This is a genomic window from Cupriavidus sp. 01L46, assembly GCF_056399905.1.
The window spans coordinates 1-17,603 of sequence record NZ_JBFTSF010000024.1 but is presented as its reverse complement, the minus strand read 5'-3'; the positions used below and the strand labels follow the sequence as shown (position 1 = coordinate 17,603).

The following is a 17,603-nucleotide window of genomic DNA, read 5'->3' as shown; positions in this document are numbered from 1 at the left end:
CAACCCTGGCAGCCAGCCTGAAACTGCCGTAAGCTCGCCGGTCGGCGCGTCAAACGCGCGCCGCATAAGAAAAACCAGGAGCATTCATGACGGCAGCACCCCTCGCTATTCTTTCCTCGCGCATTCCCGTTCCAGTCAAAAAGCAGACCGCCGCCCGCCCGCTGCTGGTAGCCGCCGCGGTTGCCATGCTCGCAAGCGGCTGGCTGCCCTCGGCCGCCAACGCGGCCGATTACCCCGTCAAGCCAATCCGCTTCATCGTGCCTTACGCCGCTGGCGGCACCACCGACCTCGTGGCGCGCACGGTCGGCCAGAAGGTGGCGGAGAAACTCGGCCAGCCCGTGGTCGTGGAGAACCGCCCCGGCGCTGGCGGCAATATCGGCATGGAGGCGGTCGCCAAGGCCGCGCCGGACGGCTACACCATCGGCTTCGGCGCCATCTCGACCAATGCGTTGAACCCGCATATCTACAAGCACGTGCCGTTCGACCCGCGCAAGGATTTCACCGCGGTCAGCCTGCTTGGCACCTCGACCATCGTGCTGGAAGTCAGCAACAGCCTGCCGGTGAAGAATGTGGCCGAGCTGGTCAGCTATGCGAAGGCCCACCCCGGCCTGACCTACGCCACCGCGGGCAMCGGCACGTCCATGCACCTGGCGGGCGCGATGTTCGCGCAGATGACGCAAACGGGCCTGACCCATGTGCCATACAAGGGCAGCAGCCCAGCCATCAACGACATGCTGGGCGGCCACGTGCAGGTGATGTTCGACAACCTGCCCGCCTCGCTGCCGCACATCCAGGGCGGCAAGCTGCGCGCGCTGGCGGTGGCCGGCAAGAGCCGCTCGCCGGCGCTGCCGAACGTGCCGACGCTGGCCGAGGCCGGCCTGGCGGGCTATGCCATCGAGCCCTGGTTCGGCGTGTACGGTCCGGCAGGGCTACCCGCGCCGGTGGTGCAGGCACTCAATGCCGCCTTTCTCGCGGCGCTGGGCAATGCCGACGTGAAGGACAAACTCGGGCAGGCGGGCTTCAATCCCAAGGGCTCGAGCGCGGCTGACCTGCAGTCGCTGACGCTGTCCGAGTACGAGAAATTCGGCAAGGTCGCCAAGAGCGCCAGCATCACGGTGGATTGAGCGCAGGCGGGGCTGCGCGCTTGCGGCGGGAGGATCGCCGGGGGCGCGCAGCCCCGCATCCATTACAATCCGGCTGCAACGGGCCCTCGCGCCCACTCCTGCCGACTACCCGCCATGAAGCAAGATCCGCGTTTCCCCAAGCTGTACATCCTCGATCACCCGCTGATCCAGCACAAGCTCTCCCATATGCGCGACAGGGACACCTCCACGCGCACGTTCCGCGAGCTGCTGCGGGAGATCACGCTGCTGATGGGCTATGAAATCACGCGCGACCTGCCGCTGACCACGCGCCGCATCGAGACGCCCTTGGTGGAGCTGGACGCACCGGTGATCGCCGGCAAGAAACTCACCATCGTGCCGGTGCTGCGCGCCGGCGTGGGCATGAGCGACGGTCTGGTCGAGCTGATTCCCTCGGCCCGCATTGGCCATATCGGCGTCTACCGCGACGACCAGCACCGTCCGGTGGAATACCTGGTGCGCCTGCCCGACGTGGAAGACCGCAGCTTTATCCTGTGCGACCCGATGGTCGCCACCGGCTACTCCGCCGCGCATGCGGTGGATGTGCTCAAGCGCCGCGGCGTCAAGGACGATGCGATCACGTTCGTGGCGCTGGTAGCCGCGCCGGAAGGCGTGGAGGTGTTCCAGAAGGCACATCCGGGCGTCAAGCTGTTCGTGGCTTCGCTGGACAGCCACCTGGACGAGCACGCGTACATCATCCCGGGCCTGGGCGATGCGGGCGACCGACTGTTCGGCACCAAGAACTGAGTTTTGCTGGCAAGCCGGACATTGTCTGCGCCCGGCTTGACCGGCCTCAATCCCGCCGGCCGCGGCGCTCCCTAGACTATCGGCAGCGGCACACCGTCCGGTGTGCCTCGCCTGACTTGGGAGACCCACATGGCAGCCTTGAAGATCCTGTTTTCGACCCCCACCGGGCTGATGAGCCTGGCCGTCATCGCCTTCATCATCGGCATGGGCTGGTTCTTCACCCGGCTGTTCCTGCGCAAGATGCGGGAAGACGAGGCAGCGGCGCAACGCCGCTAAGGCGCGAGTCCCTCTCACTAGTGCTATCCCTGAAGGACCGGCTGACGGACCGGCTGGCCGATACCATGCTGTGGCAATGCGCCACGCCCGCCTGTCTCGCCGGGCGTGGCCCGCCGGAGCGGCCTAGGGATAGCGCCCCTACTGGGTGGCGCCCCTATTTCTTCTTGCCCGAGCCCAGCAAGCTGCCCAGCACGCCGCGAATCAGCTCGCGCCCGACCTGCGAGCCTACCGTGCGCGCGGCCGACTTGGCCATCGACTCCAGGATGGAATCGCCGCGCCCGGTCTTGCCGGTGCCCTTGGTCAGCCCGCCGAAGATCTCGCCCGCCTGTTCCAGCCAGCCACCGCCCTGCGCGGGCGGGGCTTCGGGCTGGCCGGCCGTCGGCACGGGCGCGGGTGCGCCGCCGCCAGCGGCGGGAGCAGACCCAGGCGCGGCGGCGCGGCCCTTGAGCTTCTCGTAGGCCGACTCGCGATCGATGGTCTGCTCATAGGTGCCGGCCACCAGCGAGTTCGCCAGCAATTGCTTGCGCTCGTCGTCGGTGATCGGGCCGATCCGGCTGCCGGGCGCCAGCACCCAGGCGCGCTCCGTGATGCCGGGAATGCCCTTGGCGTCCAACAACGACACCAGCGCCTCGCCCACGCCGAGCTCCCCGATGGCCTTCTCCAGGTCCAGCCCCGGCTTGGCCCGCATGGTGGTGGCCGCCACCTTGACGGCCTTCTGGTCACGCGGCGTGAAGGCGCGCAGCGCGTGCTGCACGCGGTTGCCGAGCTGGCCCAGCACGGTATCGGGGATGTCGACAGGATTCTGCGTGACGAAATACACGCCAACGCCCTTGGAGCGGATCAGCCGCACCACCTGTTCGATCTTGTCGAGCAGGGCCTTGGGCGCGTCGTTGAACAGCAGGTGCGCCTCGTCGAAAAAGAACACCAGCTTGGGCTTGTCGAGATCACCCGCCTCGGGCAGTTTCTCGAACAGCTCCGACAACAGCCAGAGCAGGAAAGTGGCGTAGAGCTTGGGCGAATTCAGCAGCTTGTCGGCGGCCAGGATGTTCACCACGCCCTGCCCGTTCTCGGTCTGGATGAAGTCATCCAGATTGAGCATGGGCTCGCCGAAGAACACGTCGGCGCCTTGAGACTCCAGCGCCATCAGCCCGCGCTGGATGGCCCCGATCGAGGCCGCGGAGATATTGCCGTATTCGGTGGTGAACTGCCCGGCGTTGTCGCCCACGTACTGCAGCATGGCGCGCAGGTCCTTGGCGTCGAGCAGCAGCAGCCCGTTGGCGTCGGCGATGCGAAAGACCAGGTTGAGCACGCCCTGCTGGGTGTCGTTGAGTTCCAGCATGCGCGACAGCAGCAGCGGCCCCATGTGGGAGACCGTGGCGCGCACGGGATGGCCCTTTTGCCCGAACACATCCCACAAGGTGGTGGGGCAGGCGCCCCACACCGGCTCGGGCAGGCCGAGCTCGGCCAGGCGTGCCTTGAGCTTGTCGGAGAGCTTGCCCGGCCGGGAAATGCCGGTCAGGTCACCTTTGACGTCGGCCATGAAAACTGGCACACCCAGCCGCGAGAAGCCCTGGGCCAGGCTTTGCAGGGTCACGGTCTTGCCGGTGCCGGTGGCGCCGGTGATCAGGCCGTGCCGGTTGCCCATTTCAGGCAGCAGGGCAAGTTCCAGCTCGGCGTTCTTGGCGATGATGATGGGTTCGGCCATGGTCTCTCTGGTTGGCAAGCCGCGCGGCGCTTTCGCCGCGACCGTCCCCGCCCTTCCCGGCGGCTCCCGTGATCGGGAGGCCAGCGGCGGCGGGGCCGCGTGATAAAATGCTGGGCTGATTATGCCAGCCCCCAAGGCCGGCTCACAGACACATAAACCACCCGGCGCGCCGCCAGCGAGCACCCGTTGCCCGCCCGGCACAGCCGGCGCGCAAAGCCAAGGCGCGCGCGTCAAACATTTTCCGCTTCGGAGAGAATCATGGCCGGTCACTCAAAATGGGCCAATATCAAACACAAGAAGGCCGCGGCTGACTCCAAGCGCGGCAAGGTCTGGACCCGCCTGATCAAGGAAATCACCGTCGCCGCGAAGCTCGGCGGCGCTGACCCCGATTCCAACCCGCGCCTGCGCCTGTCCATGGACAAGGCAATGGATGCGAACATGCCTAAGGACAACATCCAGCGCGCCATCCAGCGCGGCGTGGGTGGCCTGGAAGGCGTCAACTACGAAGAAATCCGCTACGAGGGCTACGGCCTGGCCGGCGCGGCGATCATCGTCGACTGCCTGACCGACAACCGTACCCGTACCGTCGCCGAAGTGCGCCATGCCTTCTCCAAGAACGGCGGCAACATGGGCGCGGAAGGCTCCGTGGCGTTCATGTTCACCCACTGCGGCCAGTTCCTGTTTGCCCCCGGCACGCCCGAGGACAAGCTGATGGAAGCCGCGCTGGAAGCCGGCGCCGACGACGTGGTCACCAACGACGACGGCTCGATCGAAGTGCTGTGCCCGCCCAATGATTTCGGCACGGTCAAGGCCGCGCTGGAAGCCGCGGGCTTCAAGGCCGAGATGGCCGATGTCACGATGAAGCCGCAAAACGAAGTCAGCTTTACCGGCGACGACGCCATCAAGATGCAAAAGCTGCTCGACGCCCTGGAAAACCTGGACGACGTGCAGGAAGTCTTCACCAACGCGGTGATCGAGGAGTAAGGCGGGGATCGGGTAAGGCCTCGCCTCACGGCGGCAGCGCGGTTCGATGAGCCATGGCTGCCGCTTTTCGCATTTCGCATGCGTCATTTTTTCTGGCAGTAGATCATGAAAGTATTGGTTGTCGGCTCGGGTGGTCGTGAACACGCGATGGCCTGGAAATTGGCCCAGTCGCCCAAGGTGCAGGTGGTGTACGTGGCGCCGGGCAATGGCGGCACCGCGCTCGACAAGCGGCTGCAGAACGTTCCCCTGACCGATCCGGAAGTGCTCGCGGCCTTCGCCGAGCGCGAAGGCGTGAGCTTCACGGTGGTCGGCCCCGAGGCGCCGCTGGCGGCCGGCATCGTCGATATCTTCCGTGCCAAGGGCCTGCGCATCTTCGGCCCGACGCAGGCGGCGGCCCAACTGGAATCCTCCAAGGATTTCGCCAAGGCCTTCATGCAGCGCCACGGCATCCCGACCGCCGCCTACCAGACCTTCAACGACGCCGCCGCGGCGCACGCGTATATCGACGTGCAAGGCGCGCCGATCGTGATCAAGGCCGACGGCCTGGCCGCCGGCAAGGGCGTGGTGGTTGCTGCCACCCTGGAAGAAGCGCACGCCGCGGTCGACATGATGCTGGCCGACAACCGCCTTGGYGATGCCGGCGCACGCGTGGTGATCGAGGAATTCCTCGAGGGCGAGGAGGCCAGCTTCATCGTGCTGGTGGACGGCAAGAACGTCCTGGCACTCGCCACCAGCCAGGACCACAAGCGCCTGCTCGATCACGACGCCGGCCCCAATACCGGCGGCATGGGCGCGTACTCGCCGGCCCCGGTGGTCACGCCCGCGCTGCATGCCCGCGCGCTGCGCGAGATCATCATGCCGACCGTGCGTGGCATGGAAAAAGACGGCATCACCTACACTGGCTTCCTCTACGCCGGCCTGATGATCGACGCCGACGGCAACCTGAAGACGCTGGAATTCAATTGCCGCATGGGCGATCCGGAAACCCAGCCGATCCTGGCGCGCCTGAAGACCGACCTGGTCGATGTGATGGAGCACGCCGTCAACGGCAAGCTCGACGAGATCGAACTGGACTGGGACCGCCGCACCGCGCTGGGCGTGGTGATGGCCGCCTTTGGCTATCCCKATGCGCCGCGCAAGGGCGATGCCATTACCGGCATCCCGGCCGAGACCGACGACAGCGTGACCTTCCACGCCGGCACCACGCTCACGGACGGCACGCTGCTGACCACGGGCGGACGCGTATTGTGCGTGGTCGGGCTGGCCGATACCGTCAAGGCGGCACAGCGCGCGGCTTATGGCGCGGCCGAGAAGATCCACTTCGACGGCATGCAGTACCGTACCGACATCGGCTACCGAGCCATCAAACGGTAAAGGACGAATCCATCTACCGCGCGACCCATGGCGAGCCCTGCGGTGCTTGCCATGGGCCGCTCGCTCCGGTTTCTTCGCCTTTTACGGTGGTTCGTGCTGAATTTGCCGAATCCGGCCAGGCGTTGCCTCAGCCAGTACAATCATGACATCGCTATGACGGCCGGGCAGGTTGACTGACCTGCCCGGCCGTCACCGCTCCGGCTCACCCGCCCGCATACCATGATCGATTCCCAGGCAGTCCGTGCCTATCTGCTCGGTCTGCAAGACCGTATCACCGACGCTATCGCCGCCATCGACGGCAAGGCGTTTTCGACCGATGCCTGGGAGAAGCCGCCCACCGAGCGCCTGCGCGGCAGCGGCCGCACCCTTATCCTGGAAGGCGGCGCCGTGATGGAGCGGGCCGGCGTGGGCTTCTCGCATGTGCGGGGCGATGCGCTGCCGCCATCGGCTACCGCCAACCGGCCGGAGCTCGCCGGGCGGGGCTTCGAGGCAATGGGCGTGTCGCTGGTGTTCCACCCGCGCAATCCCTTTGTCCCTACCGTGCATATGAACGTGCGCTGCCTGATGGCGGTGAAGGAAGGCGCCGAGCCGGTGTGGTGGTTCGGCGGCGGCATGGACCTGACGCCGTACTACGGCGACGCTGGCGACTGCGCACACTTCCACGCCACCTGCCGCGATGCCCTCGCCCCCTATGGCGATGACCTCTACCCGCGTTTCAAGCAATGGTGCGACGAGTATTTCTTCCTCAAGCACCGCGGCGAAGCGCGCGGCATTGGCGGCATCTTCTTCGATGACTTCTCCGCGCTCGGCTTCGAGCGCAGCTTTGCCATGATGCAATCGGTCGGCGACGCCTTCCTGGACGCCTACCTGCCGATCCTGCAAGCGCGCAAGGACACGGCTTACGGCGAGCGCGAGCGGGAGTTCCAGGCCTACCGGCGCGGCCGCTATGTCGAGTTCAACCTGGTGTTCGACCGCGGCACGCACTTCGGGCTGCAATCGGGCGGCCRCAGCGAGTCGATCCTGATGTCGATGCCGCCGCTGGCCAGCTGGCGCTACGACTGGCAGCCGGAACCGGGCAGCGCGGAGGCCGCGCTGTACACGGACTTCCTGCCCGTGCGCGAGTGGGCCTGACGGCAACCCCATGGCACACGACATCGCACGATCGCTCACCGCCAACGCGGCAGACGCAGCAGGCCCGACCAAGAGCAACCGCCCCTACCGCCTCGGCATTCTCGGCGGCACTTTCGATCCGCCCCACATCGGCCACGTGGCGCTCGCCCGCCTCTGCATCGAACATCTCGAACTCGACGAGCTGGTCTGGATCCCGACCGGCCAATCGTGGCAAAAAGGCGACGACGTCACCCCCGCCGCCGACCGCCTCGCCATGACCGAACTGGCCGCGCAGGCGTTGTCCGACACGCGCGCGCTGGTCCATGCGAGCCGCATGGAAGTCGACCGCGCCGGCCCCAGCTACACCGTCGATACCGTGCATGAACTGCGCGAGCACTATGGCCCCGATGCCTCGCTGGCGTGGCTCATGGGCGCCGACCAGTTGCTGCGCCTGCACACCTGGCATGGCTGGCAAGCACTGTTTGCGCACGTCCATCTTTGCGTGGCGACGCGGCCCGGTTTCGACCTCGCGGAACTGGACGGTCCGGTGCGCCAGGAGCTCGCGCAACGGCGTGCGTCCACCGACCTGATACAATCCATGCCCTCCGGCCGCATGTGGATCGACCAGACGCTCGCCGTCGACCTCTCCTCCACCGCCCTACGCCAACGCCTGGCTGCCGGACAACCGGCAGATGACCAGCTGCCGTCCGGCGTGGCACACTACATTGCGAGCCGCGGCCTGTATCGGCCGACGCAGTCGGATCTGCCCATCCCGGCCCGCCCCCAAACCGATCTCAGCTGAACTGAAAAAAGCACCATGGATATTCGCAAACTGCAACGCGCCATCGTCGACGGCCTCGAAGATGTCAAAGCGCAGGACATCAAGGTGTACGACACCACCCACCTGACCGAACTGTTCGACCGGGTGGTGATCGCCAGCGGGAGCTCGAACCGCCAGACCAAGGCGCTGGCCGCCTCGGTCCGCGATACCGTCAAGGAAGCCGGCGGCCATATCGTTGCGGTGGAAGGGCTGGAAACAGGCGAATGGGTGCTGGTCGACTGCGGCGACGCCGTCGTCCACATCATGCAGCCGCAGCTGCGCATGTACTACAACCTGGAAGAACTCTGGGGTGACAAGCCGGTACGCCTGAAGCTGTCCACGGCCAAGAAGGGCCTGGCCAAGGCCAGCGAGCCGATCGACGGCGAAGACGAAGACGACGCTCCGGTCGTGCGCACCGCGCGCCGCGCCACCGGCCTGCGCCCGGCATTGGCCCGTCTGCCTGAAGGCATGAAAGAGCCTTCGCCGCCGCTTGGCCACGAAGATACGGACCCGGACGCCATCGCCACCAACCGCGCCCCGACCGTGCAAAAACGCCTGACCAGCGCGCTGGGCTCGGCGCCGGCACGCAAGGCACCGGCCAAGACAGCCGCGCCGCGCAAGACCGCAGCTGGCACCGGCGTGGCACGCAAGACCGCCACCAAGACGGCTGCGACCAAGACTGCCGCCAAGGCACCGGTCGCGCGCAAGCGCACCACCCGCTCGGCCTGAGCCGGACGGCCCGCTTCCCGCCATGCAGTTGCTGATCGTGGCCGTTGGCCACAAGATGCCCGGCTGGATCGAAACCGGATTCGCGGAGTACGCGAAGCGCATGCCGCCCGAGCTGCGCATCGAGCTGCGCGAGATCAAGCCCGAGACGCGCTCGTCGAGCAATAACGCCACCACCGTGATGCAACGCGAGGCGGCCCGCATCGAGGCGGCGCTGCCCAAGCAATGCCGCATCGTGGCGCTGGACGAGCGCGGCCGCGACCTCACCACGGTGCAGCTTGCCGCCCAGCTGGGCGACTGGCAGCGCGAAGGCGGCGATGTCGCCTTCCTGATCGGCGGCGCCGACGGCCTCGATCCCGCCCTGAAGGCCCGCGCGCAAACCCTGCTGCGCCTGTCCAGCCTGACCATGCCGCACGGCATGGTGCGCGTGCTGCTGGCTGAGCAGCTCTACCGCGCCTGGTCGGTCACGCAGAACCACCCCTACCACCGCGCCTGAAACCAGGCGCGCCCGTGTCGCGCACCAGGCAAGGCCGAGGGTACAATGCGACCGAAGCGGCGCATGCGCCGCAGCCGCATTTGGCATGCCCTCCCCCCCACTGCCCTGCCGTGACCCATACCTTCCTCTATCTCGCCTCCCAGAGCCCGCGCCGGCGCGAGCTGCTGACCCAGCTTGGCGTCGCCTACGAACTGCTGCTGGCCGACGACGATGAAGACGCCGAGGCGCTGGAAGTCGTGTTGCCGGGTGAAAGCCCGGACGACTACGTGCAGCGCGTATGCGCGCTCAAGGCCGAAGCCGCGCTGCGCCGGCGCGAGCGGCGCGCCCTGCCCGACGCCCMCATCCTGACCTCGGACACCACCGTCTGCCTGGGCGGCGAGATCCTCGGCAAGCCCACCGACGATGCCGATGCCGCCCGCATGCTGGCCGCCCTGTCCGGGCGCACCCACCGCGTGCTGACCTCGGTAACCGTGGTTTCCGCGCTCGGCCAGCGCCACGCGCTGTCGGTTTCCGAAGTGAGCTTTCGCGCCATGGCGGCCGACGAGATTGCCGCCTACGTTGCCAGCGGTGAACCCGCCGGCAAGGCCGGCGCCTATGGCATCCAGGGCCGCGCCGCCGAGTTCGTCGAGCGAATCGACGGCAGCTATTCGGGTATCATGGGTTTGCCCCTGTTCGAGACGGCTTTGCTGCTCAGACAGGCCCATCTGCGGTTCTGAGAACCCCGCCGCCGCCCATCCGTTCGCGCTTCAAGCTGCTGCCACCCTGGCCACGGCAGCGCCCGCGGGAAGCATGGCAGCACAATGCGGACAACCACCTGGCCGGTCAGCCGGCGACGAGTTTCATCMACTATGACTGAAGACATCCTCGTCAACATCACACCGCAGGAAACACGCGTGGCCATCGTGCAGCAGGCCGCCGTGCAGGAACTCCACGTCGAGCGCACGCTGTCGCGCGGGCTCGTCGGCAATATCTACCTCGGCAAGGTCGTGCGCGTGCTGCCCGGCATGCAGTCCGCCTTCATCGATATCGGGCTGGAGCGCGCCGCCTTCCTCCACGTCGCCGACATCTGGCACCCGCGCGATCCGGACAAGAACGCCAACGCCGCGCCGCTTGCCATCGAAAAGACACTCTACGAAGGCCAGGCCCTGATGGTCCAGGTCATCAAGGACCCGATCGGCACCAAGGGCGCGCGCCTGTCAACGCAGGTCAGCATTGCGGGGCGCACCCTGGTCTACCTGCCGCAGGACCCGCACATCGGCATCTCCCAGCGCATCGAGGGCGAGGTCGACCGCGAAGCCCTGCGCGCCCGCGTGCAAGGGCTGGTGCCGGCGGACGAGCGCGGCGGCTTCATCGTGCGCACCATCGCCGAAGAATCCAGCAACGAAGAACTCGGCAACGACATCGCCTACCTGCGCAAGATCTGGGCTTCGATCCGCCAGAATGCCACCACGCTGCCCGCACCCAACCTGCTTTACCAGGACCTCAACCTGGCCCAGCGCGTGCTGCGCGACTTCGTCAACGATGCCACCAACGTGATCCAGGTGGACTCGCGCGAGAACTTCCAGAAGCTGGTCGAGTTCGCCCAGGAGTACACCCCCGCGGTGCTGCCACGCCTGTCGCACTACACTGGCGAGCGCCCCGTCTTCGACCTCTTCAATATCGACGCCGAGATCGAGAAGGCGCTGTCGCGCCGGGTCGACCTGAAGTCCGGCGGCTACCTGATGATCGACCAGACGGAGGCCATGACCACCATTGACGTCAATACCGGTGGCTACGTCGGCGCGCGCAACTTCGACGACACGATCTTCAAGACCAACCTGGAAGCGGCGCATACGATCGCGCGCCAGCTGCGGCTGCGCAACCTGGGCGGCATCATCATCATCGATTTCATCGATATGGAAAACACCGAGCACCGCGACCAGGTGCTCTCGGAACTCAAGCGCGCGCTGTCGCGCGACCGCACCCGCATCACCGTCAACAGCTTCTCGCAGCTCGGGCTGGTGGAGATGACCCGCAAGCGCACGCGCGAGTCTCTCGCGCACGTGCTATGCGAGCAGTGCCCGGTATGCACGGGCAAGGGCCAGGTCAAGACGCCGCGCACGGTCTGCTACGACATCCTGCGCGAGATCATGCGCGAATCGCGCCAGTTCAACCCGCGCGAGTTCCGTATCCTTGGCTCGCAGCACGTGATCGATTTGTTCCTGGAAGAAGAAAGCCAGCATCTGGCCATGCTCGGCGACTTTATCGGCAAGCCAATCTCGCTGCAGGTGGAATCGACATTCCACCAGGAACAGTACGACATCATTTTGATGTGATCAGGAACGGCATCGGGCATCCCCCGCGGCTGCCTGATGCCGCGCAGCACCCTCATTCAGGAATCCCCGGATCAAGCGCACCAGGTTGGCCTCCAGTTCAGGATCGGCCAGCAGGGTTTCGTCCGCCGCCAGCGCGCTGCGCATCACGCCCATGACGGCCTGCGTCAGGACGAAGGCGGCCATCGGCCGCATGACAAGCGCGCGGTTCTCGACGTCGACGACGCGGCCCGAGCTGAGCCACTGCGCGACCTGCGCCGCGGAGCCTTCCAGCGCGTGCCTGCTGCCCGAGGCCAGCGCTACCTCCAGCAAGAGCTTGCGTACGCGGTGACGGCCGCCAAATGCACTTAGCAATGCACGCACCAGTAGCCTGGCGCGCGCCGTGGGGTCGGCCGTGCCGGGCGTGCTGAGCAAGAGGCCCAGGCGCCCCATCACGCTCTCGATCTCCCGGCGCCCCAGTGCTTCCATCACTTCCTGCTTGTTCGAGAAGTACTGGTAGAGCGTACCGATGCTGATGCCGGCCACCTCGGCGATCCGGTTGGTGCTCAAACCCTCCAGCCCCTCCTTGTCCAGGAGGCGGATGGTCGACTCAAATATGAGTTCCAGCTTCTCCAGGGACCGCGCTTGCATCGGCCGGCGCCGCTTAGGGCCGTTGTCTTCACGGGTTTGCAGGGTCATGGCGGGGACTCCGGAACGCGAGTAAGCAAACCTGATACTAGCTMATATAATCATCCGCATACTATCCCCTCATGCTCCGGGAGCGGTCATGACCCGTCTTGAAATCCTTCAGCTTTATGCCTTGCCGGTGGTGGTCGGCGCATCCCTGATGGAAGCGCTGGTGCTGCACTGGCGCAAGCCCGGCACGTTCGACTGGCATGAGGCGTGGCTGTCACTGGTAGACCTGGCCGGGCGCAAGATCCTGGTCTTCCTGCCCTTGTCGCTGGCGGCGCCCGTATTCGCGCTAGCCTGGGAACACCGCTTGCAAACCATCGTGCTCAATAGCTGGCTGCTGGGCTTGGCGTTGTTCTTCGGCCAGGAGTTCTGCTACTACTGGTACCACCGCGCGGCGCACCGCGTGCGCTTCTTCTGGGCCACGCACGCCGTCCATCACTCGCCCAACCAGCTCACCTTGTCGACGGCTTACCGCCTTGGCTGGACCGGCAAGCTGACAGGCACCACGCTGTTTTTCACGCCTCTGGTGTGGCTGGGCTTTCCGCCCGAGGTGGTGATCGCGACCTTGTCGCTGAACCTGCTCTATCAATTCTGGATTCACGCGACCTGGATCCCGCGGCTCGGCTGGCTGGAATATGTCCTGAACACGCCGTCCGCGCATCGGGTTCATCACGCTGCCAATATCGAATACCTGGATGCCAACTTCGGCGGTGTGCTGATCGTCTTCGACAGGCTCTTCGGCACCTACATGGCCGAGCGCGACGACGTGCCGTGCCGCTATGGGCTGGTCACCCCGATGCGCTCGCGCAATCCGCTGCGTGTCGAGTTCCAGCAGTGGCTCGACCTTGGGCGGGACCTGGCGCAAGCACGCAGCTTGAGTGCGATGCTCGGCTTTCTCCTCCTGCCGCCCGGCTGGCGCCCCGACGGACAGGGCCACACCACTGAAGCGCTTCGCCGTCAGCTCGCGCTTGCCGGCCCCCTTGCATCAGAGGGCAGCGGCGCCGCGCCGAAGTAGCGAGAGCGGTGTGCGTGTTGTGGCCGTTAGCTGCCGCGTTGGCGGCATGCACGGTGACATTGCCTCCGCCCTCCCCGCCGGCTGCGCGCGCACCCGAGACACAAAAGGCCCCCGGCCCCGTGGCGCGGGAACGCGCCACGCCCATTCCCCCGCACGACATCGATATCGCCGCCGATTGCCAGCGCACGGAGGAAGACGGCTTTCGCGAGGATGCCCATATGCGGGTGGCCAGCAACGATGTGCGCAGCCTGAGCTGGAAGCTGTGGGTGGGCCGGCACGGCTCCTGCCATTTCGATCTCACCGAGTTCCGCCAGGTGCGCAAGACCCCGCATATCGAACTGCAAGCGATTGATGGCAGCGGCTGCACGCTGATGGTCTGGCAGGACCCGCGGCGCGTCACGCTGGCGCATGCGCATTGCGAGCAGCATTGCACCCCGGGCATCTACGAGCAGGCGTGGCCGGTGCTGTTCGATCCGCGCAGCGGCGCATGCGCGCAAATCCGCTAGCGCTGCCTGGCGCTTGACGGCAAGCGCGGCTCAGCGCTCGCGCAGGCGCGACAGCGCGCGCGTCAGCGGCTTGGCCAGCACGGTGGTGGCCAGCGCCATCAGCAGCAGGCCGGAGAAGGCCGTCATGCCGATCAGCCCGGCTTCGAACAAGATCCCCAGCACGACCACTTCCATCAGCCCCTTGGTCTGGACCAGCGCGCCCAGCATCCAGGCCTCGCGCCGCGGCAGGCCGGCCAGGCGCGCCGGCAATGCGGTCCCGACCACCTTGCCGACCACCGCGACCATGGTGCTCAGGGCGAACACCAGAAGCGTCGCCTGGCCGCCGATGGCGATGTCGGTACGCAGCCCGGTCATCAGGAAGAAGAACGGCATCAGGACCACCACGGTGGCGGGCTCGAGCTGGCGCCGGAGCTCGCCGGCCGCATCGCGCGGGAGCACGATGCCCGCGAGGAAGCCGCCGAGGATGTAATGCAGGCCGACCGATTCGGAAATCAGCGCCGAGCCGAAGATCAGCACCGCGACCAGCGCCAGGCGCGCATCAACGGCGGCCATCCGTGGCAGCATGCGCGCCAGCAGCGGGCGTACCAGCCACAGCATCGCACCGACGTAGGCAAGACCCAGGCAAGCCAGCCGCAGGAAGTCATAGGTTGAGGAACGGCCCGCGCTGGCAAGGATGGCCGACAGCACCAGCCAGATAGCCGCATCGCTGAAGGCGGCGCAGCCGACCGCCAGCTGGCCGGGCACGGAGTCGGACAGCTTCATTTCCCGCAGGATCGCCCCCAGCACCGGCAGCGCCGTCACCGCCATGGAAACCCCCACGGCGAAAGCGAATTGCCAGGCAGATGCCGCATGCCCTACGGCTTCTGGCGTGGCGTAGGCCAGCCAGGCGCCGGCTGCCGTGCCGAGCGCGAACGGCACCAGCACGCTGCCAAGCGCGGCCGCCATCGCAATGCGCCGTATCCCTGGCTGCTGCGCGCCGCCGATGTGCAAGCCGGAGAGGAAGGCAAACAGCACCACCGCCAGCCATTGCAGCCCGGAGAGCGCGGATAGCTGCGCCGGCCCGAACAGGGCCTGCCAGCCTTGCGGCCACAGCGTGCCAAGCAGGGACGGCCCGAGCAGGATGCCGCCCACGATCTGCATGGCCACCAGCGGCACGATGCTGCCGATGCGCAGCCCGCGCCACAGGATGAACGGTGTACCGACCACCAGGCAGGCCTGGGCAAAGAAGAGCGAGACGGGATTCAAGGCGACGGGCGGATCGAGAGAAGTGGAACAAGGGGGCGGGCGCGCATCCAGAGGCGCTACTTAGCCTTCGGCACGCGCCCCATCAGGTAGAACTCTTCGTTCGGCCGCATGCTGATGGTGTTCGCCATGCGGTTGGACAGGCCGAAGAAGGCGGTGATGGCCGCAATGTCCCAGGCATCCTCGTGGCTGAACCCATGCTTGGCCAACGCCGCGAAATCGGCATCGCCAACCTCGGCCGAGGCCTCGCAGACCTTGAGGGCGAAGTCGAGCATGGCGCGCTGGCGCGGCGTGATGTCGGCCTTGCGGTAGTTGACGGCCACCTGGTCGGCCAGCGTCGGCTTTTTCTCGTAGATGCGCAGGATGGCGCCGTGCGCCACCACGCAGTACAGRCACTGGTTGGCGCCCGAAGTGGCCACCACGATCATCTCGCGCTCGCCCTTGGAGAGGCCGCCCTCCTCCTTGAGCATCAGCGCATCGTGGTAGGCGAAGAAGGCGCGGAACTCATCCGGCCGGTGGGCCAGCGTCAGGAACACGTTCGGCACGAAACCGGCCTTGTCCTGGACTTCCAGGATGCGAGCCCGGATGTCCTCGGGCAGGTCAGCGATGGCGGGAACCGGGTAACGGCTGAGTGGCGGCGATGCGGTCATGGTGGTCTCCTTCGGGGGTGCTCCCCTCTTTGCACTGCGCATGAACCGCCCGCGCTAGCTGCCGCGGGCAGCGGAAATCTGGCCGGCTGCGCCGTCTTACTGCGTGGCGAACTGGATCCTGTGCAGCCCGGCGTAGAGTCCCTCGGCCGAGAGCAGTTCGTCGTGGGTGCCATGCTCCGCCACGCGCCCGTGGTCGAGCACCACGATGCGATCGGCGTTCTCGATGGTGGACAGGCGGTGCGCGATGACCAGCGTGGTTCGGCCAACCATCAGCGCCTCCAGCGCGGCCTGCACCTGGCGCTCCGATTCGGAGTCGAGCGCCGAGGTGGCTTCGTCGAGAATCAGGATCGGCGCGTCCTTGTACAGCGCGCGCGCGATCGCCATGCGCTGGCGCTGGCCGCCGGACAGCTTCATGCCGTTGTCGCCGATATTGGTCTCCAGCCCTTGCGGCAGGCCCTTGATCACATCGGTCAGGTAAGCGGCGGCCAGCGCGCGCTCGACACGCGCCATGTCGATCTGCGCCGCCGGATGCACGCCATAGGCCACGTTGGCGGCAACCGTGTCGTTGAACAGCACCACGTCCTGGCTGACAAAGGCAATCTGGCGGCGCAGGTCATGCAGCGAGAACGCGTCGATGGTCTTGCCGTCCAGCAAGATGCGGCCGTCGGTCGGGTCGAAGAAGCGTGGCACCAGGTTGACCAGCGTGGTCTTGCCGCTGCCCGACGGCCCCACCAGCGCGACGACTTCACCGGCGCTGACGTGGAAGTTGATGTTGTCCAATGCCGGGCGGGCGGCCTCGCCGTAGCGGAAGCCCACCTTCTCGAACACCAGTTCGCCGCGCGCGCGCTCGAGCGGCAGGCCGCCGTCTTGCGGCTCGATCGGCTCATCGATCAGGCCGAAGATCATCTCGGCCGCAGTCAGGCCGCGCTGCAGCGGCTGGTTCAGGTCGGTCAGGTGCTTGAGCGGCGAGACCAGCAGCAGCATCGCCATCACAAAGCCGGTGAAGCTGCCCACCGTGGTGTGGTTGGTCTGCGACTGGATCATCGCTATGGTGAGGATGACAGACAGCGCCAGCGCCGCCAGGAATGCCGTGACGGGCTGGTTCAGCCCGCCTGCCACTGCCATGCGCATGGAATAGCCACGCAAGCGCTCGGCCATGGCCGCGAAACGCGACGTCTCGTAAGCCTCGCCGCCATGCAGCTTGACCACCTTGTAGCCACCGGCTGCTTCCTCGACCACGTAGGCCGCGGTGTTGGTCAGCGCCTGGTGATCGCGATTGAGGCGGCGCAGGCGGCGATTGACCTTGGCCATGACAAAACCGATCACCGGCAGGATCACAGCCACCACCAGCGTCAGGCTCCAGTTGGTATAGAACAGGTAGACCAGCAGCGCCAACACGGTGAGCGAATCGCGCACCAGGGTGATCAGCACGCCGGTCAGGATCTGCATGACCTGGTTGACTTCGAAGATCACCGCATTGATCAGGGACGCCGCGGTATTACGATGGTAGAACAGCGCGGGCGCATGCAGCATGCGCTCGAACATCTGCATGCGCATTTTCAGCAGCACCCGGTTGGAGATCAGGGCGAGCAGGTAGCCGGAGGCGAACTGCGCCACCCCGCGTATCAGTGCCACGCCAACCAGCAGGGCCGGCACGTGCCAGAGCTTGCCGGCATATGCGCCGCCGAAACCGTTGTCGAGCAGGTCATTGACGACCTTGGGCATGATCCCTTCGGCGCCAGCCACAGCCGCCATCGCGATAATGGCAACGATGAAGACACGCATTTCCGGACGCAGGTAGGACCATACTCGCTTCAGGGTGTCGG

18 protein-coding genes are annotated in these 17,603 nt (G+C 66.6%); 13 read left to right on the top strand and 5 right to left on the bottom strand.

The window, feature by feature from the left end; all coding sequences use genetic code 11:
• The first annotated feature begins 185 nt into the window (after nucleotides 1–185).
• The 3 genes from AC1DS3_RS06770 (at nucleotide 186) to AC1DS3_RS06760 (ending at nucleotide 2,165) form a co-directional block, all read left to right on the top strand.
• Entirely contained in the window at nucleotides 186–1,124 is a 939-nt protein-coding gene (locus AC1DS3_RS06770) for a Bug family tripartite tricarboxylate transporter substrate binding protein (RefSeq protein WP_477126887.1), read from the top strand.
• Between the two features lie 114 nt (nucleotides 1,125–1,238).
• Nucleotides 1,239–1,889 carry a uracil phosphoribosyltransferase gene (gene upp / locus AC1DS3_RS06765; protein ID WP_441639420.1) on the top strand — a complete coding sequence of 217 codons (651 nt, stop codon included), beginning with the start codon at nucleotides 1,239–1,241 and terminating at the stop codon, nucleotides 1,887–1,889.
• Between the two features lie 129 nt (nucleotides 1,890–2,018).
• Nucleotides 2,019–2,165, top strand: coding sequence for a DUF3149 domain-containing protein (locus AC1DS3_RS06760; RefSeq protein ID WP_006158366.1), 147 nt, complete (start codon nucleotides 2,019–2,021; stop codon nucleotides 2,163–2,165).
• A gap of 154 nt (nucleotides 2,166–2,319) precedes the next feature.
• Here AC1DS3_RS06760 and AC1DS3_RS06755 read toward each other — a convergent pair whose 3' ends face one another.
• On the bottom strand, nucleotides 2,320–3,870 hold the full coding sequence (locus tag AC1DS3_RS06755; RefSeq protein ID WP_441639421.1) for a helicase HerA-like C-terminal domain-containing protein: 1,551 nt from the start codon (nucleotides 3,868–3,870) through the stop codon (nucleotides 2,320–2,322).
• A 258-nt stretch (nucleotides 3,871–4,128) separates the two neighbouring features.
• On the opposite strand from AC1DS3_RS06755, the gene AC1DS3_RS06750 reads away from it, so the two are divergent.
• The 8 genes from AC1DS3_RS06750 to rng all read left to right on the top strand — a co-directional run bounded on the left by AC1DS3_RS06750 (nucleotide 4,129) and on the right by rng (nucleotide 11,695).
• On the top strand, nucleotides 4,129–4,854 hold the full coding sequence (locus AC1DS3_RS06750) for a YebC/PmpR family DNA-binding transcriptional regulator (RefSeq protein WP_441639422.1): 726 nt from the start codon (nucleotides 4,129–4,131) through the stop codon (nucleotides 4,852–4,854).
• A gap of 105 nt (nucleotides 4,855–4,959) precedes the next feature.
• On the top strand, nucleotides 4,960–6,228 hold the full coding sequence (purD, locus tag AC1DS3_RS06745) for a phosphoribosylamine--glycine ligase (RefSeq protein ID WP_477126877.1): 1,269 nt from the start codon (nucleotides 4,960–4,962) through the stop codon (nucleotides 6,226–6,228).
• A gap of 219 nt (nucleotides 6,229–6,447) precedes the next feature.
• Nucleotides 6,448–7,359 carry an oxygen-dependent coproporphyrinogen oxidase gene (gene hemF / locus AC1DS3_RS06740; protein WP_477126876.1) on the top strand — a complete coding sequence of 304 codons (912 nt, stop codon included), beginning with the start codon at nucleotides 6,448–6,450 and terminating at the stop codon, nucleotides 7,357–7,359.
• Between the two features lie 10 nt (nucleotides 7,360–7,369).
• Nucleotides 7,370–8,140 (top strand): nicotinate-nucleotide adenylyltransferase, encoded by a 771-nt coding sequence (locus tag AC1DS3_RS06735; RefSeq protein WP_441639425.1) that lies wholly within the window; start codon nucleotides 7,370–7,372, stop codon nucleotides 8,138–8,140.
• Nucleotides 8,141–8,155: 15 nt separating this feature from the next.
• On the top strand, nucleotides 8,156–8,887 hold the full coding sequence (gene rsfS / locus AC1DS3_RS06730; protein ID WP_441639426.1) for a ribosome silencing factor: 732 nt from the start codon (nucleotides 8,156–8,158) through the stop codon (nucleotides 8,885–8,887).
• Nucleotides 8,888–8,909: 22 nt separating this feature from the next.
• A complete protein-coding gene (gene rlmH, locus AC1DS3_RS06725) occupies nucleotides 8,910–9,380 on the top strand; it encodes a 23S rRNA (pseudouridine(1915)-N(3))-methyltransferase RlmH (RefSeq protein WP_043344552.1) in 471 nt (156 codons plus the stop codon).
• A gap of 110 nt (nucleotides 9,381–9,490) precedes the next feature.
• Nucleotides 9,491–10,096 carry a Maf family protein gene (locus AC1DS3_RS06720; protein ID WP_477126875.1) on the top strand — a complete coding sequence of 202 codons (606 nt, stop codon included), beginning with the start codon at nucleotides 9,491–9,493 and terminating at the stop codon, nucleotides 10,094–10,096.
• A 132-nt stretch (nucleotides 10,097–10,228) separates the two neighbouring features.
• Complete coding sequence (rng, locus tag AC1DS3_RS06715) at nucleotides 10,229–11,695, top strand: ribonuclease G (RefSeq protein WP_043344550.1); 1,467 nt, start codon at nucleotides 10,229–10,231, stop codon at nucleotides 11,693–11,695.
• Here rng and AC1DS3_RS06710 read toward each other — a convergent pair whose 3' ends face one another.
• Nucleotides 11,696–12,370 (bottom strand): TetR/AcrR family transcriptional regulator, encoded by a 675-nt coding sequence (locus AC1DS3_RS06710; protein WP_441639429.1) that lies wholly within the window; start codon nucleotides 12,368–12,370, stop codon nucleotides 11,696–11,698.
• Between the two features lie 88 nt (nucleotides 12,371–12,458).
• On the opposite strand from AC1DS3_RS06710, the gene AC1DS3_RS06705 reads away from it, so the two are divergent.
• Nucleotides 12,459–13,379, top strand: coding sequence for a sterol desaturase family protein (locus AC1DS3_RS06705; protein WP_441639430.1), 921 nt, complete (start codon nucleotides 12,459–12,461; stop codon nucleotides 13,377–13,379).
• An 8-nt stretch (nucleotides 13,380–13,387) separates the two neighbouring features.
• Nucleotides 13,388–13,885, top strand: a complete 498-nt coding sequence (locus AC1DS3_RS06700) for a hypothetical protein (protein ID WP_477126874.1) — start codon at nucleotides 13,388–13,390, stop codon at nucleotides 13,883–13,885.
• A 30-nt stretch (nucleotides 13,886–13,915) separates the two neighbouring features.
• Here AC1DS3_RS06700 and AC1DS3_RS06695 read toward each other — a convergent pair whose 3' ends face one another.
• From AC1DS3_RS06695 to msbA, 3 genes are all read right to left on the bottom strand, one after another.
• Nucleotides 13,916–15,130, bottom strand: a complete 1,215-nt coding sequence (locus AC1DS3_RS06695; RefSeq protein WP_441639432.1) for a cation:proton antiporter — start codon at nucleotides 15,128–15,130, stop codon at nucleotides 13,916–13,918.
• 56 nt (nucleotides 15,131–15,186) lie between these two features.
• On the bottom strand, nucleotides 15,187–15,777 hold the full coding sequence (locus AC1DS3_RS06690; protein WP_441639433.1) for a peroxidase-related enzyme: 591 nt from the start codon (nucleotides 15,775–15,777) through the stop codon (nucleotides 15,187–15,189).
• A gap of 96 nt (nucleotides 15,778–15,873) precedes the next feature.
• On the bottom strand, nucleotides 15,874–17,603 hold a 1,730-nt coding region (gene msbA, locus AC1DS3_RS06685), incomplete at its 5' end, for a lipid A export permease/ATP-binding protein MsbA (protein WP_477126873.1).

What these genes read in the sequence shown, in the direction of transcription:
- upp (WP_441639420.1), top strand. Translation starts at nt 1,239, where the DNA reads ATGAAGCAAGATCCGCGTTTCCCCAAGCTGTACATCCTCGATCACCCG.
- AC1DS3_RS06760 (WP_006158366.1), top strand. Translation starts at nt 2,019, where the DNA reads ATGGCAGCCTTGAAGATCCTGTTTTCGACCCCCACCGGGCTGATGAGC.
- AC1DS3_RS06755 (WP_441639421.1), bottom strand. Translation starts at nt 3,870, where the DNA reads ATGGCCGAACCCATCATCATCGCCAAGAACGCCGAGCTGGAACTTGCC.
- AC1DS3_RS06750 (WP_441639422.1), top strand. Translation starts at nt 4,129, where the DNA reads ATGGCCGGTCACTCAAAATGGGCCAATATCAAACACAAGAAGGCCGCG.
- AC1DS3_RS06735 (WP_441639425.1), top strand. Translation starts at nt 7,370, where the DNA reads ATGGCACACGACATCGCACGATCGCTCACCGCCAACGCGGCAGACGCA.
- rsfS (WP_441639426.1), top strand. Translation starts at nt 8,156, where the DNA reads ATGGATATTCGCAAACTGCAACGCGCCATCGTCGACGGCCTCGAAGAT.
- rlmH (WP_043344552.1), top strand. Translation starts at nt 8,910, where the DNA reads ATGCAGTTGCTGATCGTGGCCGTTGGCCACAAGATGCCCGGCTGGATC.
- rng (WP_043344550.1), top strand. Translation starts at nt 10,229, where the DNA reads ATGACTGAAGACATCCTCGTCAACATCACACCGCAGGAAACACGCGTG.
- AC1DS3_RS06710 (WP_441639429.1), bottom strand. Translation starts at nt 12,370, where the DNA reads ATGACCCTGCAAACCCGTGAAGACAACGGCCCTAAGCGGCGCCGGCCG.
- AC1DS3_RS06705 (WP_441639430.1), top strand. Translation starts at nt 12,459, where the DNA reads ATGACCCGTCTTGAAATCCTTCAGCTTTATGCCTTGCCGGTGGTGGTC.